12 protein-coding genes are annotated in these 14,611 nt (G+C 54.6%); 8 read left to right on the top strand and 4 right to left on the bottom strand.

Features of this window, described 5'->3' with window-relative positions; genetic code table 11:
• The first annotated feature begins 113 nt into the window (after nucleotides 1–113).
• Nucleotides 114–1,025, top strand: a complete 912-nt coding sequence (gene lpxC / locus MLE19_RS02735; RefSeq protein WP_240716534.1) for a UDP-3-O-acyl-N-acetylglucosamine deacetylase — start codon at nucleotides 114–116, stop codon at nucleotides 1,023–1,025.
• A 162-nt stretch (nucleotides 1,026–1,187) separates the two neighbouring features.
• Here the strand turns inward: lpxC and MLE19_RS02740 are convergent, their stop codons facing one another.
• Complete coding sequence (locus tag MLE19_RS02740) at nucleotides 1,188–1,652, bottom strand: DUF721 domain-containing protein (protein ID WP_240716535.1); 465 nt, start codon at nucleotides 1,650–1,652, stop codon at nucleotides 1,188–1,190.
• 96 nt (nucleotides 1,653–1,748) lie between these two features.
• Here MLE19_RS02740 and MLE19_RS02745 point away from each other — a divergent pair, with 96 nt between their 5' ends.
• From MLE19_RS02745 to MLE19_RS02760, 4 genes are all read left to right on the top strand, one after another.
• The gene (locus tag MLE19_RS02745) at nucleotides 1,749–2,111 is read left to right on the top strand and encodes a hypothetical protein (protein WP_240716536.1); all 363 of its coding nucleotides are present in this window, start codon (nucleotides 1,749–1,751) and stop codon (nucleotides 2,109–2,111) included.
• 120 nt (nucleotides 2,112–2,231) lie between these two features.
• The gene (gene secA, locus MLE19_RS02750) at nucleotides 2,232–4,964 is read left to right on the top strand and encodes a preprotein translocase subunit SecA (protein WP_240716537.1); all 2,733 of its coding nucleotides are present in this window, start codon (nucleotides 2,232–2,234) and stop codon (nucleotides 4,962–4,964) included.
• 43 nt (nucleotides 4,965–5,007) lie between these two features.
• Nucleotides 5,008–6,237, top strand: a complete 1,230-nt coding sequence (argJ, locus tag MLE19_RS02755; RefSeq protein ID WP_240716538.1) for a bifunctional glutamate N-acetyltransferase/amino-acid acetyltransferase ArgJ — start codon at nucleotides 5,008–5,010, stop codon at nucleotides 6,235–6,237.
• A 121-nt stretch (nucleotides 6,238–6,358) separates the two neighbouring features.
• Nucleotides 6,359–7,315: a Nudix family hydrolase gene (locus tag MLE19_RS02760; RefSeq protein WP_240716539.1), complete on the top strand. Its 957-nt coding sequence runs from the start codon at nucleotides 6,359–6,361 to the stop codon at nucleotides 7,313–7,315.
• A gap of 95 nt (nucleotides 7,316–7,410) precedes the next feature.
• Here the strand turns inward: MLE19_RS02760 and MLE19_RS02765 are convergent, their stop codons facing one another.
• Both MLE19_RS02765 and MLE19_RS02770 read right to left on the bottom strand, forming a co-directional pair.
• Nucleotides 7,411–8,313 carry a carbon-nitrogen hydrolase gene (locus MLE19_RS02765; RefSeq protein WP_240716540.1) on the bottom strand — a complete coding sequence of 301 codons (903 nt, stop codon included), beginning with the start codon at nucleotides 8,311–8,313 and terminating at the stop codon, nucleotides 7,411–7,413.
• Between the two features lie 10 nt (nucleotides 8,314–8,323).
• A complete protein-coding gene (locus tag MLE19_RS02770; RefSeq protein WP_240716815.1) occupies nucleotides 8,324–9,391 on the bottom strand; it encodes an agmatine deiminase family protein in 1,068 nt (355 codons plus the stop codon).
• Between the two features lie 216 nt (nucleotides 9,392–9,607).
• Between MLE19_RS02770 and MLE19_RS02775 the strand changes: the two genes are divergently transcribed.
• Nucleotides 9,608–10,849 (top strand): lipoprotein-releasing ABC transporter permease subunit, encoded by a 1,242-nt coding sequence (locus tag MLE19_RS02775; RefSeq protein WP_240716541.1) that lies wholly within the window; start codon nucleotides 9,608–9,610, stop codon nucleotides 10,847–10,849.
• 31 nt (nucleotides 10,850–10,880) lie between these two features.
• The gene (locus MLE19_RS02780; protein WP_240716816.1) at nucleotides 10,881–11,603 is read left to right on the top strand and encodes an ABC transporter ATP-binding protein; all 723 of its coding nucleotides are present in this window, start codon (nucleotides 10,881–10,883) and stop codon (nucleotides 11,601–11,603) included.
• 35 nt (nucleotides 11,604–11,638) lie between these two features.
• Here MLE19_RS02780 and MLE19_RS02785 read toward each other — a convergent pair whose 3' ends face one another.
• Nucleotides 11,639–12,190 carry a DUF2062 domain-containing protein gene (locus tag MLE19_RS02785; protein ID WP_240716542.1) on the bottom strand — a complete coding sequence of 184 codons (552 nt, stop codon included), beginning with the start codon at nucleotides 12,188–12,190 and terminating at the stop codon, nucleotides 11,639–11,641.
• A 97-nt stretch (nucleotides 12,191–12,287) separates the two neighbouring features.
• On the opposite strand from MLE19_RS02785, the gene MLE19_RS02790 reads away from it, so the two are divergent.
• On the top strand, nucleotides 12,288–14,555 hold the full coding sequence (locus MLE19_RS02790) for a DNA internalization-related competence protein ComEC/Rec2 (RefSeq protein WP_240716543.1): 2,268 nt from the start codon (nucleotides 12,288–12,290) through the stop codon (nucleotides 14,553–14,555).
• The last annotated feature ends 56 nt before the right edge of the window (nucleotides 14,556–14,611 follow it).

Here is a 14,611-nt window from a genome sequence, read left to right on the forward strand (position 1 = left end):
AACCGCGGGCGAGCGTTTTATTGGCTAAAACGCTCGCTTGCTGTTAAAGTGAACACTGTTTGATAACTTTTTCCCCTGCGGTTATTACCGTCATCAGAGTTCGGCTACTATCCATGATCAGACAACGCACCCTACAAAACGTCATTCGTGCCACCGGAGTGGGCCTGCATTCAGGCAAAAAAGTTCATTTAGCTCTGCGTCCGGCGCCGGCCAATACTGGGATTGTGTTTGTTAGAACCGATCTGGATCCCGTTGTACACGTACCGGCTCGAGCTGAGTTGGTTGAAGATACCAAGCTTTGTACTGCTCTGGTTTCAAACGGGGTTAAAGTAGCGACCGTTGAACACTTGATGTCCGCGTTTGCTGGATTGGGCATTGATAATGCGTACGTGGACGTCAGCGAACCTGAAGTTCCCATTATGGATGGCAGCGCTAGCCCGTTTGTCTTCTTGATTCAGTCGGCGGGTATTCTAGAGCAGGATGCTGCTAAGAAGTTTATTCGCATCAAGCACCGTGTCGCGGTGACTGATGGTGATAAAGAGGCTGTTTTCTTACCTCATCAGGGCTTTAAAGTCTCTTTTGCTATTGATTTTGACCACCCCGTTTTCGAGCAGCAGAAGCAGACAGCGCTGATTGATTTTTCGACGACCTCCTTTGTCAAAGAAGTGTCACGGGCTCGTACTTTTGGTTTTATGCGCGATCTAGAGTTCTTGCGCTCTAACAATCTGGCGTTAGGTGGCAGTTTAGACAACGCTATCGTGGTAGACGATTACCGTATCGTTAACGAAGGCGGTCTCCGTTACGAAGATGAGTTTGTTAAGCACAAAGTGTTGGATGCCATCGGTGACTTGTACCAGTTGGGCTATAGCCTCATTGGTGAGTTCCGTGGTGTTAAGTCAGGGCATGCGCTGAATAATCAACTGTGCCGTGAGTTGATGGCGCAACCCGATGCCTATGAAATTGTGACGTTTGAAGAAGATAAAGCAGTGGCGCCGATCTCTTACGCAGCGCCCGCTATGGCGTAATGTGTCGACTCTCAATGGTTATTCTGCTGGCTGTGTCATTGATGAGCTAAGCTAACCGCAGACACATAGCTAAACACTGTTATAAAGCATCGCTTAGGCGGTGCTTTATGCGTTTTTAAGCGTAACAATGAAGAAGGTTTTTTCTCAGCCAGCTGTAGGTATTCATTGCTTAGCGGGGCGGGCGTGTGAGGCTAGCCGCTCGAGTGCGCGCTTTAATGCCGGGTTGGTTGTGTCTTCAGCGCACTCAGCCAGGGTTTTGCCGGCATCTGCTGATAAACTGCGAGTATTGCGCGGCGGTGCCACAATTGGGCGAACTGGGCGTACTTTAAACGTAAAGCCACTCACGCTTTCAAAGCCAGGCAGTTGATGGAGTAGCTCCAGCAGGCGGCGCTGTTCAAAGCGTAACCATGTCAGCCAGCTCGCTTGGCCACTGATCAGTGTTAGGCGGCCTTCGCGAAAGCCGCCCACAAAAATATGCTCGCGCATTTCTTCAGGCAAATGCGCGCGAAGATGTTTTTGAGCTTGATCAATTAGACGAGATAGGCGCATTAATTGATTAATATCGCCGGACTTGTTGAGCAGTCGGGCAATGGGCTGTGCGTGAGAACGCTTAACCTTTATACTCATACGCTTAATTCCTAGGGTAACCCTAACAATGACGTCGGCGATCTTAGCCGATCACCCATTAGCAGAGCCTACCACGCTCAGGAGCCGGTCTACAGCATGTCACCTACGCTTGATGTTCAATCAGCTATGCCGCGGCGCCATCGTCGCCACGGTTTAGCGCGTTGGTGGCTGGCCGGTCTGTTAGTGAGCTGCCTTTTACCCGCGAGTTTAGGCCATTCGGACGCGTTTCGCAGTGGCGAGCGCAGTATTACTATCTGCTTGTGGGTGCCCGCGATTTTACGCGCCCAATCACACTGGATTGCTAAACGGCGGCGGGCACTTCGCCGCTGGACTCAACGCACCAGGCGCTTTGCCCCTATGCGGCGCCTAAACAGCTGGCTCCCGCCACTTCCGCTGCTGGTAGCGGCCCGCGATGTGTTGACTCAGCGAGGCCCCCCTTCCTATCGAGTGTTTCGTTAATTTACTTATTTTGCCCCTACGCTTGTAGGAACAAGGCTTGCCAAAAAATGACCTGCAGTAAAAGGCATAGTCCCAAAAGGGGGCAGCCCGAAGGGTCATTTGTGAATATTTGGATATTTCATGCTTAATAATTTATTACGTAAAGTCGTCGGTTCTAAAAATGATCGCGATGTTAAGCGCATGCACAAAAATGTGCCGCAGATTAACGCGCTAGAGGCGGAGTTTGAGGCACTCAGTGACGCTGATTTGCAACATAAGACAGCTGAGTTACGCCAGCGGTTGGAAGCGGGTGAGTCGCTAGATGCACTTTTAGCCCCCGCTTTTGCGGTTGTCCGTGAGGCCAGTAAGCGTGTCATGAGCATGCGCCATTTCGATGTGCAGATGGTGGGTGGCATGACCCTGCACCGTGGCCGTATTGCAGAAATGAAGACCGGTGAAGGTAAGACCCTGGTTGCCACGCTGGCAGTGTACCTGAACGCGCTGCCTGGCAAGGGTGTACACGTGGTCACCGTGAATGATTACTTAGCACGCCGTGACGCTGAGTGGATGCGTCCGCTTTACGAATTTCTTGGACTGTCTATAGGCGTTATTTTCTCTGGTCAGACCGGAGAAGAGAAGCGACATGCCTACCAGTGCGATATTACCTACGGCACCAATAATGAGTTTGGCTTCGATTATCTGCGCGACAACATGGCGTTTTCGTTAGAAGATAAAGTACAGCGTGGCTTACATTATGCGATTGTCGATGAAGTTGACTCGATTCTTATTGATGAAGCGCGCACACCGCTGATTATCTCAGGTGCGGTAGATGAAAATACCGATCTATATAAAGTCGTTAACGAATTAGCACAGCAGCTTGAAAAAGGCGAAGAGGTTGAAGATGAAGAGGCCACCGTGGTGGGTGACTTCTTAGTCGACGAGAAACAGAAACAGGTAGAGCTGACCGAGCAGGGCCATAATAAAGTTGAAGAGCTAATGCGTGCTGAAGGGTTGTTGGGCGATGATGAGTCGCTCTATGCCGCGCAAAACCTCAACTTGCTCCAGCATATGCACTCGGCCTTGCGCGCCCGTTATCTATATAACCGTGATGTTGACTACATCGTTTCCGAAGGCCAAGTGGTCATCGTTGATGAACACACAGGCCGCTCAATGCCAGGCCGTCGCTGGTCGGAAGGTTTACATCAGGCTGTAGAAGCCAAAGAGGGCGTTACAGTACAGCGTGAGAGCCAAACGCTTGCCTCTACCACTTTCCAGAACTATTTCCGCCTGTATGAGAAATTAGCCGGCATGACCGGGACAGCGGATACGGAAGCCTTTGAGTTTCGTCAGATTTATGGCCTCGACGTGGTGGTTATTCCCACCAACCGTCCGTTAGCCCGTAAAGATCTCAATGATCTGGTCTATTTGAGCGCTGAAGAGAAGTACGAAGCGATCATCAAGGATGTCAAAACTGAGACTGAGGCCGGGCGTCCGGTATTAGTCGGTACGGCCTCCATTGAGACATCCGAGTACCTCGCCAAGCTAATGCGTGAAGCGGGTCTTGCCTTTAACGTGCTTAATGCCAAGCAGCACCAGAGTGAAGCTGAGATTATTGCTCAGGCTGGCCGTCCTGGGGCGATTACTATCGCCACCAACATGGCCGGACGCGGTACCGATATCATGCTGGGGGGTAACTGGGAGGCTGAGGCCGCCAAGCTACAAAACCCAAGCCAAGAGCAAGTTGATGCGCTTAAAGCCGAGTGGCAGGCACGCCACGATGGTGTACTGGCCGCGGGCGGTCTGCATGTGGTGGGTTCTGAGCGCCATGAGTCACGGCGTATCGACAATCAGCTGCGAGGTCGTGCTGGCCGCCAGGGTGACCCAGGTTCCACGCGCTTCTTCCTCTCCCTTGAAGATAGTCTGATGCGGCTGTTTGGCTCTGACCGCGTCAAACGCCTGATGCAGGCGTTAGGGCTGGAGCATGGCGAAGCCATTGAGCATAAGATGGTTTCCAATGCCGTCGAGCGTGCCCAGAAGAAAGTCGAAGGGCGTAACTTCGATATTCGTAAGCAGTTGCTTGAGTACGATGACGTTGCCAATGATCAGCGGCGAGTCATCTACGACCAGCGCAACGAAATCCTTGCAGCAGACGATGTCGCTGATGCCGTTATTGGCATTCGTGAAGAGGTGATGGAAACGGCGATTAGCGACTATGTGCCGCCCCAGAGCCTGCCTGAGCAGTGGGATCTGCCTGGTTTGGAATCGCACTTGAAAACGGAGTTTAATCTTGATGCGCCTGTGGTTAAGTGGGCCGCTGAGGATGATCGCTTTAGCGAAGAGCAGTTACGTGAACGTCTGCAGACCATGCACCGTGAAGCCTATGCAGCCAAAATTGCAGCAGCGGGCGAGAAGCTGATTCGTCGCTTTGAAAAGCAAGTCATGCTGCAAGTGCTCGACACCCGTTGGAAAGAGCATCTTCAGTCAATGGATCATCTGCGTCGTGGTATTCACCTGCGTGGCTATGCCCAGAAAAACCCCAAGCAGGAGTACAAGCGTGAATCGTTTGAGCTCTTCCAGCACTTGCTTGACCATATAAAGGCAGATGTAACACGAATTCTGAGCCATGTTCAGGTTCGTCAGCCTGAGGAAGTGGATGCGCTTGAACGTCAGCGTCGCGAAGCACTCGAGCGCGAAACCGCGACAGCCGCCAGCCGACACGATGCGCCTGCCTCAGAGCAATCCGAGAATGAACAAGCAGCGCCAGGTGTTGAAGGGCGTCCGGTGCGTCGCGAAGGCCCAAAGGTGGGTCGTAATGATCCCTGTTTTTGTGGTTCGGGTAAAAAGTATAAGCAGTGCTGTGGAAAATTAAGCTAACGGCAGCACTCTCAGAGTAAGCGTTTGCCTGAAGGAGATAATCATGGCGGTGGGAAGCATTCCTTTTCCAGCAATGCCGCCCCTTGACGGGGTGCGTCTGGGCGCTGTAATGGCGGGTATTAAAAAGCCGAATCGCCGTGATGTGGTGGTGATTGAGCTGCCCGAGTCCACAACGGTGTCAGGTGTTTTTACGCGTAATGCATTTTGTGCAGCGCCTGTAGTGGTCGCTAAGCAGCACCTTGAACAGTGCCGCGCTGAAAATCGTTCGCCGCGTTTTTGGCTGATCAATACCGGCAATGCCAACGCGGGTACGGGCGAAGCCGGCTTGCGCGATGCACGTACTAGCTGTGCTGAACTGGCCAAGCTAGCAGGCGTGGCTGAGCAGGACGTATTGCCATTTTCAACCGGCGTTATTGGTGAACCATTGCCGATGGAGCGTCTGTTAGCAGGCTTGGCGCCAGCCCTTGAAAGTCTGGCCAGCGACGATGCTGCCTGGGAGCACGCTGGTCAAGGTATTCTAACCACCGATACACGTGCGAAAGGCGCGACCGTGACGCTGGAAATCGGTGGTCAGCAGGTGACGATTAATGGCATCGCTAAAGGGTCGGGCATGATCAAGCCCAATATGGCGACCATGTTAGGATTTGTGGTGACCAATGCGGCTATCGAAGCACCGCTACTGGATCGCCTACTGCGCGAAACCGTCGATCGCTCGTTTAACTGCATTACCGTGGACAGCGATACCTCGACCAATGATGCCTGTATGTTGGCAGCAACCGGCACCGGCCCGAGCATCGTCGACGATGGGCAGGTCGCCGTTTTCAGCAATGCCCTTCAGCGAGTAATGACCGAGTTGGCACAAGCGATTATTCGCGACGCTGAAGGGGCGACCAAATTCGTTACTCTGCAGGTTGGCGAAGCTCAAAGTCGTCAGGAAGCACTTGATGTCGCCTTTACCGTTGCTCACTCACCGCTGGTCAAAACCGCGCTTTACGCTTCCGATGCTAACTGGGGGCGTATTTTAGCAGCCGTAGGGCGGGCGCCTGTGAATGACTTTGATGTCAATCGTGTGGTGATTGACCTAGGCGATGTGCGTTTAGTCGAACAAGGCGGACGTGCAGCTGGTTACACTGAAGCAGCAGGGAGCGCTGTCATGGCGGAGCCAGACATTACCATTCGTATTAACTTGGGGCGCGGTGAAGAGAGTGCCACGGTGTGGACCTCTGATCTTTCCCATGACTATGTATCTATCAACGCGGATTACCGTAGCTAGGCCTTTGCTCCCAGCCGGGGGCGGTGGTTGGCAGGGGTAATGGGCAAACGCAGCGAGATAGCGCCGATGTCTTTAGCGTTGGTGCGCGCAGTGGATAAAGACGTAACGAGTATATGAGTCTATGAGCATAAAGGTAAAACGACGGGTTCACGTCGCGGCAGCTGCCATTATTAGCGCCGATCAACAGCAAGTATTGATCGCTCGTCGACCATCTAACGTTGATCATGGCGGGCTGTGGGAGTTTCCGGGGGGCAAGCTAGCTCCGTATGAAACCGGTCTAGAAGGTTTGAAGCGTGAGTTACACGAAGAGCTGGGCGTTGAGATTGTGTGTGCTCAGCCACTGATTCGCGTCCACCATGAGTATCCTGACAAACATATCCTGCTGGATGTATGGCAGGTGCACGAGTTTGCTGGCGAGCCTTTTGGTCGTGAAGGACAGGCGGTGCGCTGGGTACCCATGAGCGAGCTCTCCAACTACCCCTTCCCGGCGGCAAATTTACCGATTCTACGGGCGGTAAGGTTGCCTACCGAGTACCTGATTACGGGTGAAGAGACTGACGAAGCGCGCTTCGATGCATTTTTGGAGCGTGCGCTGCGCGAAGATAATATTCGTTTGGTACAGCTGCGCGCCAAGCAGTTGGATGAAACGGCCTATCTCACACGCGCTGAACGTGCACTAAGCCTATGCCGTGAGTACGGCGCACGACTGCTGCTTAATGGCGAACCCACGCTGCTTGATCAGATTGATGCCGATGGTGTTCACCTAACTAGTGAGCGCTTAATGCAGCTTGAGCGTCGTCCGATTGCCGAAAACAAGTGGTTGTCGGCATCGACGCACAACCAAAAGCAGCTTACCCAGGCGGCTGTGTTGGGATGTGACTTTGTCAGCCTTTCGCCGCTGCGCACCACGCCTTCGCACCCGGAAGTGTTCCCGCTTGGCTGGCACGATTTCCAGCAATTGGTCGAGCGAGCCGGCATGCCCGTGTTTGCACTCGGTGGGATGACGCGTTTTGACGCCAATCATGCCCGTGCAGTGGGCGCACAAGGCATTGCCTCAATCCGCGATTTTTGGAAGTAATCGGTCGCGTTAGCTCGCCTTGTGTTATCAAAAACGCCTGCCTGGGTATTTATTCCAGGCAGGCGTTTTGTTTTCTGGGGGATTGTGACGTGGGGTTAGTCACGGTAACGGCGGGTTAGATCCCCGTAGGCATCTACTCGGCGATCCCTTAGGTAGGGCCAAATGCGGCGGGTATTTTCACTGCGCGCCATATCGAGCTCAACGACCAACTGCTCTGTCTCTTCCCCTGCGTGGGCCAGTAGCTCACCTTGCGGCCCACAGATAAAACTACCCCCCCAGAACTGAATGCCATCGCCAACTTCGGAATGATCCGCTTCAAAACCAACCCGGTTGGCGACTAGCACAGGTAAACCATTGGCCACACCGTGAGCGCGCTGAATCACTGTCCAGGCATCCTTTTGACGCTCCTTCTCAGCGGCGTCGTCAGTAGGGTCCCAGCCAATCGCAGTGGGGTAGAGCAGTAAGTCCGCACCGGCCAACGCCATCAGGCGAGCAGCTTCGGGGTACCATTGATCCCAGCAAACTAAAACGCCGAGTCGACCCACCGACGTTTCAATGGGCGTAAAGCCTTCTCCTCGCGCGCTGTCATGATCACCCGGCGTGAAGTAAAACTTCTCATAAAACCCAGGGTCATCGGGAATGTGCATCTTGCGATACTGGCCAACGCGCCCTTTGGCACGGTCATAGACCACGGCAGTATTGTGGTAGAGCCCCGGGGCACGGCGTTCAAATAGTGACCCCACCAATACGATATCGAGCTCTTTAGCGAGCGCGGCAAGGCGCTGCCCGGTAGGCCCGTCAAGCGGCTCTGCTAAGTCAAACAGAGAAGGGTCTTCAAACTGGCAAAAATAGTGGGTGGCATGCAGTTCTTGAAGCAGCACCAACTGCGCACCTTGCTTAACGGCGCTACGGATACCTTCTTCACTAGCGGATAGGCTTTGGGCTTTATCAGGCCACGCGGGTTGCTGCACAACAGCGACGGTAAGTGTTGTCGACATAGTGACTCCTTTAACAAGTAGCGGTCGCGGCAAGCGTGCCCCGGGCAAGCGTACCCTTAGGCAATTGCATGGTGAGGCAATGCAGGCTGCCGTGTTGGCGAATCACGCTTACGCAATCGATCGGAATGAGGGTGTGGTTTGGGAAAGCGTCTGCTAGTGCTTGCAGCGCCGCCACATCTGCCGGGTCGCCGTACGTAGGCACCAATACGGCTTGATTGATAATTAGGAAATTGGCATAGGTTGCGGGCAGGCGATGGCCGTCATCGGGATCGAAACAAGCCTGCGGCCAGGGCAGTGGAATAAGCTGGTAGGGTTCGCCGTTGCGCTGACGAAATGCCTGCAGTTCCTGCTCCATTGCCGCCAGGGCATTGTAGTGTGGGTCGTTAGGGTCATCACAGCGCACATAGGCGATGGTGGTTGAGTTGCAAAATCGGGCCAGCGTATCAATGTGGCTGTCAGTATCGTCGCCTTCTAAATGGCCGTTGGCCAGCCACAATACGCGATCAACGCCGAAATCCTGGGCGAGCTGTGCTTCTACATCTTCACGAGAGAGCGTGGGATTACGGTTGGGGTTAAGCAGGCAGGCTTCGGTGGTGAGCAGCGTGCCTTCGCCGTCGGTTTCGATACCGCCCCCTTCGAGTACTAAATCCCGGCTAGTTACGGGGCAAGCCCAAACGCCCGCATCCGCAAGCCACTGGGTGAGCCGGTTGTCGCGTTCAGCGGGAAATTTGCCTCCCCAGCCGGTAAAGGTGTAATCGAGCATCATCATCAGGCCCTGTTCATCGATAACACTGACCGGGCCATGATCGCGTGCCCAGGTATCGTTGGTGGGTGCGACAATAAGCAGCAGGCGATTATCGGCCACGCCGTAGGCATTAAATGTGGTGACTAAACGCTCTTTGGTTGCCTCATCTGGAACGCAAATCAGCACGCGTTGGTAGCGGGCTGTGGCAACGACGATGCGTTCAAGCGTGGCTTCAATGCGCGCGAGTAATGGCGCCCAATCGCCGTCAGGGCGCGGCCAGGTCAGTTGAATGCCATCCTGGGGATACCATTCGGGGAGCAAACGATATGTCATGGTCGCCAACGTCATGAATGCCTTTGTCGAGTTGGAAGAGAGGGTTGCCCCAGAGGACGCCTTAAATCGGCGCAATGTAGGGTGTGGCGGGGTAAGTTGCAAGCGTAACGTATTTTATCTGAACGCAGGCAATACACGTCGCTCTAATGGTCGTTTGAACATGCAGAGACACTAAAAAAACCGTACCATGAGCGCTTATTGATAAGGAATGACGCCATGCTTGATCGTTTGCCTTTTCTGGTGGGGCTGCGCTACGTGCGCGCTAAACGCCGGAATCACTTTATTTCGTTTATTTCGCTCACCTCGATGCTGGGGTTAATGCTGGGGGTCGCGGTACTTATTCTTGTGCTGTCGGTGATGAACGGCTTTGACCACGAACTGCGCACGCGCATTTTAGGCATGGTGCCGCACGCTAAAATTGAATCCCGTGTGGGCATGGTCGAATGGGAATCACTTGCCGAAGAGTTGATGCAGCGAGAGCGGGTCATCGGCGCGGCGCCTTTTGTCGAGCAGCAGGGCATGTTCTCGGTCGGTGGCCGCAATCAGGGTGCCATGGTAAATGGCATCAACCCTGATTGGGAAGACCGAGTATCCATCATTGGCGAACACATGACTGAAGGGGAGCTCGCTGATCTCGTGCCCGGCGAGTGGAACGTGGTGCTGGGGTCGATGCTGGCGCGAAGCCTTGGCGTTGGCGTTGGGGATCGAGTGACTCTCTTGGTGCCTGAAGCTTCGATTACCCCGGCGGGAGTGTTCCCACGCTTAAAGCGCTTTACCGTTAGCGGTATTTTTAGTGTCGGCGCTGATTTAGACGCCAACTTGGCCTATGCCAATATTGAAGATATGCAGACGCTTGCCCGTTTAGGCGATGCCATCGGTGGGCTTCGCCTTCAGCTCGATGACCTGTTCGCCGCCAGTAGCGAAACCCAGGCGATTATTAATGAGCTTGGCCCTGAGTACCGCGGCAGCGACTGGACCTTCTCCCACGGCAATTTGTTCCAAGCGATACAGATGGAGAAGCGCATGATTGCGCTGCTATTGACCGTCATCATCGCCGTGGCAGCGTTTAATATCGTCTCCACACTCGTCATGGTCGTTACCGATAAGCGCGCGGATATCGCCATACTACGAACTATCGGTGCTACGCCGCGCTCGATTATGGGCATTTTTATTGTTCAAGGTATGGCCATTGGCTTGATCGGTATCGCTATCGGTGTGGCGGTGGGTGTGCTGCTGGCGCTCACGATTGCCGACCTGATTGGCTGGGTCGAAGGCACACTGGGTATTCAGTTCCTGGATGCGGGGGTTTACTTCATTAGCGATCTGCCTTCCCGCCTGCAGTGGAACGATGTTAGTCGGATAGTATTGGCAGCCTTTGGCTTGACGTTCCTGTCAACGCTTTATCCTGCGTGGCGGGCGGCAAAGGTTCAGCCAGCGGATGTGTTGCGCTATGAATAATGGCTTCAGGAATAAGGATGACACGATGTCGATGAATTCGCTGTCTATGAACAAAGAGCAAGACGCTGCCATCATGCTTGACTGTCAGGCACTGACACGTACCTACAGCGAAGGCCCCCAAGATCTAACGGTGCTGGATAAACTCAACCTACAGGTTCGGGCTGGCGAGCGGGTTGCCATCGTTGGTAGCTCTGGTTCGGGTAAAACGACGTTACTGAATCTATTGGGTGGTCTTGATCGCCCGAGTGACGGTCGCGTGGTGATCGCCGGTGAGCCGCTGTCGGGGTTAAATGAAGCCGCGCTGGGTAGTTTTCGTAATCGCTATATTGGCTTTGTGTACCAATTCCACCACCTGTTGGCGGAATTTACCGCCGTCGAAAATGCTGCTTTACCGCTGATTATTCGCGGCCAGTCAAAAAAGGCGGCTGAGCAGCGGGCAATGCAGATACTCGAACGGGTGGGTATGCAGCCACGAGCGGATCATAAACCGGGGGAGCTTTCCGGGGGTGAGCGTCAGCGTGTGGCGATTGCGCGGGCGCTGGTCACCGATCCTAGCCTGGTATTAATGGATGAGCCTACGGGGAATCTTGATCAGACCACTGCAGCGACTATTTTGGCGCTGATGGATGAGCTGGCCAAAGAGAGTGCCTGTGCGTTTGTGATTGTGACCCACGATGTGAGCCTTGCCGCCCACCAGGATCGGGTGCTTAAGCTGGATGCGGGAAAGTTGGTTGAGCAACCGCCAGTGCGTTAACGCCTGGGCTTATCGATCTAGCTCGGTCAACAGGCTCAGTCATCGAACTCTGCTTCAATCTGCGCGCGCCGCTGCCGACGTTTCTGGCTGCGGCGTTTCCAATTATGGGAGACGTGCCAGCGCCAGATTAAGCGGATCGCCATATTAACGACGATAGCCAAAAGAATCGCGGTTACCAGTGAGCCTACAATCAGGGGCGGCATAATGTCGTGCATCTGCTCGGCAATCCAGCGCGTCGAAATGCGCGACGGTGCTTCTCTTACAGGGGCGCCGAGTATAAACGTGCCAATCCGATAATTGCCGTAAAAAATCAGTGGCATCGTTAACGGGTTAGTGATCCATACCAAGCCGATGGAAAGGGCTAAGTTACAGCGCGTCAAGCGAGCGCCCAGCGCGGCGACCACCATCTGAAAGGGGATGGGCAGCATGGCGCAAAACACGCCCACGCTAAACGCATTGGCAACGCTTCGGCGAGTTAAAAGCCACAAGCCCGGATCGGCAATCAGCGGCGCCATGAAACGTAGCGAGCGCTGTTTTCTGATGGTGTCGGGTTTGGGCATGTAGCGCTGCAGGAACCTGCGCGGCATGACGGATACTCTTACCTATCGATGCTGCCCATTATCCATATAGCATTGCCCTTCGGCTATGCTAGGCCATCAATGAACATTCGCCGGGGAGCGTTCTATGCGCTTAGGTGTTGCCATGCCTGCTGCAATTGCCGCTCTGATAGGGGCGCTCTTGGCATGGTATAGCCATGCTGCTGGGGTGACCTCAAATGCGCTTGGATGGGGCCTGGTAGCAGCTTTGCTGGTAATGGGGTGGCAGCCACGCGTAGGTGTATGGCTGCTAATCGGCGGATGGGTTTTTATTGGCATTCAAGATGAATTGGGCAGGCGCTTGCCGTTGGGGTTGAGTGGCGAGGATCTGGTTATTGAGGCCAAGGTGTTAACCGCTCAGCCCCAGGGTGATACAACGCGTCTCACGCTGCGTGTTGATCATTGCCTAGGCCCTGGGCAACGCCCCAGTTGCTCTGCGCTTAGCAAGGTGCGAGTAACGGCCTATAGCGATGCAGTATTTACCGCCGGTGAGCAGTGGCGAATGACGCTGCGTTTACGACCGCCGAGTGGTTTTGCGAACCCCGCTACATTTGATTATGAGCAGTGGCTATGGCGTGAGGGGTTTCACGCCACTGGTTACTTGCGACAAGATCCGCCGCCAGTTCGGCTCGCTTCCTCCGGTCCATCGCTTCGGCAGTTGGGTTTGGATTTTTTAGCTCAGCAAACGCTCGATGAGCGCACTAAACGGTGGTTGGCGGCGCTAACATTGGGTGAAAGCGAGCAGCTTACGCAAGATGACTGGTCATTGTTGAATGCGACTGGCACTACCCATCTTGTCGTCATTTCAGGATTGCACGTCGGGTTAGTGACGTCATTTGTATTGATGCTTGCCAAGCTAGGTGCCCGCTTGTCCACTCCCACCAACTGGCGAATGCGTACCTGGCCATGGTGGTTGGCAGCCGTCGCTTGTGTTGGTTACGCCACTCTTGCCGGGATGGCACCGCCAGCCATGCGAGCGATGGTAATGACCCTTATTGGACTGTGGGTACTGAGTGGTCGGCATGCACCGAGCCCTTGGCAAGGGTGGTGGCTAGCACTTGCGCTGGTGCTTATTGCCGACCCATTGGCCTTGTGGCGGCCGGGTATGTGGCTGTCATTTGTAGCGGTGGCGTGGCTGATTATGATCTGGCAGGGGCGACGGCGCCCACAGGGCGTTAAAGGCTGGTGTTGGGCGCTAATCAGATCGCAATTGCTGCTTGCACCGCTCATGGCAGCCGCCGTGCTGGTGGCCTTTGGGCGAGTAGCCCCTGCCGCTCCGCTAATTAACCTCATTGCCGTGCCATGGGTGAGCTCGGTCATGGTGCCTTCGGCACTGTTGGGTTGGCTACTGTCGCCGGTACCTTTTCTAGCGCATTCCGTATGGTGGTTGTTTGAGTTGGCGCTCACTATTTTTCATATCCTGCTGACGCTCTCCGTTCAACATTGGCCGCTATGGGAGCCTGAACGACCGCTAACCTATCCACTGGCCTTTGCGCTGTTGCTACTGTCACTCTGCTGGGGCTTGCCCGCTGTACTGCCTAGCATACGGCTAGCATCGACGGCGTTAGTCGTGGCGCTACCTTGGTGGTCGCTCTCTTCATCAACTCCCCAGCAAGGGCTGCGCGTCAGTGTGTATGACGTGGGGCAGGGGCAGTTGATAGAGCTACGCAGCGCGAATTATAGGCTGCTATATGACACGGGGCCGCGCTTTCGCGGCGGTTTTATGCCACTAGAGTCACTGTGGTCCCCAGGGCAACGTTTTGATCAGGTGATCGTTAGTCACGCTGATAATGACCATGCGGGCGGCGTTAATGCGTTATTAACAGAGCATCAGGTTAATGAGTGGACTGCCCCTGCCGGTGAGACGCTGCCGGTAGCGAGTCAGGCATGCCAGCGAGGTCAATCCTGGCAGCGCGATGGCGTAAATTATCGCTTTTTATGGCCCCCTGCTGGGGCCAATGCCTTGTCACCCAATGATCGGTCCTGCGTATTGGAAGTCCGCGTAGGCGAGCACCGGCTACTCATTACCGGAGATGTCAGTACGGAGATAGAGCGGCGCTTTTTACTCGAAGTGGATGCGCCTATTTCTATTCTTGTCGCGGGGCATCACGGTAGCAGTACCAGTTCGGGGATTCAGTTCGTGCGCCATACTGCATCTGAACACGTGGTGTTTAGTGCAGGGCGGGATAACCCTTTTCAACACCCGGTGGATTCAGTCGTACGCCGTTTTCGTCAGCAGGGGAGCTGTCTGTGGAGCACCGCCCACGACGGAGCACTGCGTTTTTGGTTGCAAGCAGCCCATCCCATTGAGGTCAAAACGACGCGACAGCAGCCAGGACGACGCAATCGGTGTTGAAGCGCGTCGCCATAAGGTAGAATTCATCGCATTGCACACTATTGCCAGGAGCGCGT

Source organism: Vreelandella neptunia (genome assembly GCF_022489065.1).
Taxonomy (GTDB): Bacteria; Pseudomonadota; Gammaproteobacteria; order Pseudomonadales; family Halomonadaceae; genus Vreelandella; species Vreelandella neptunia_A.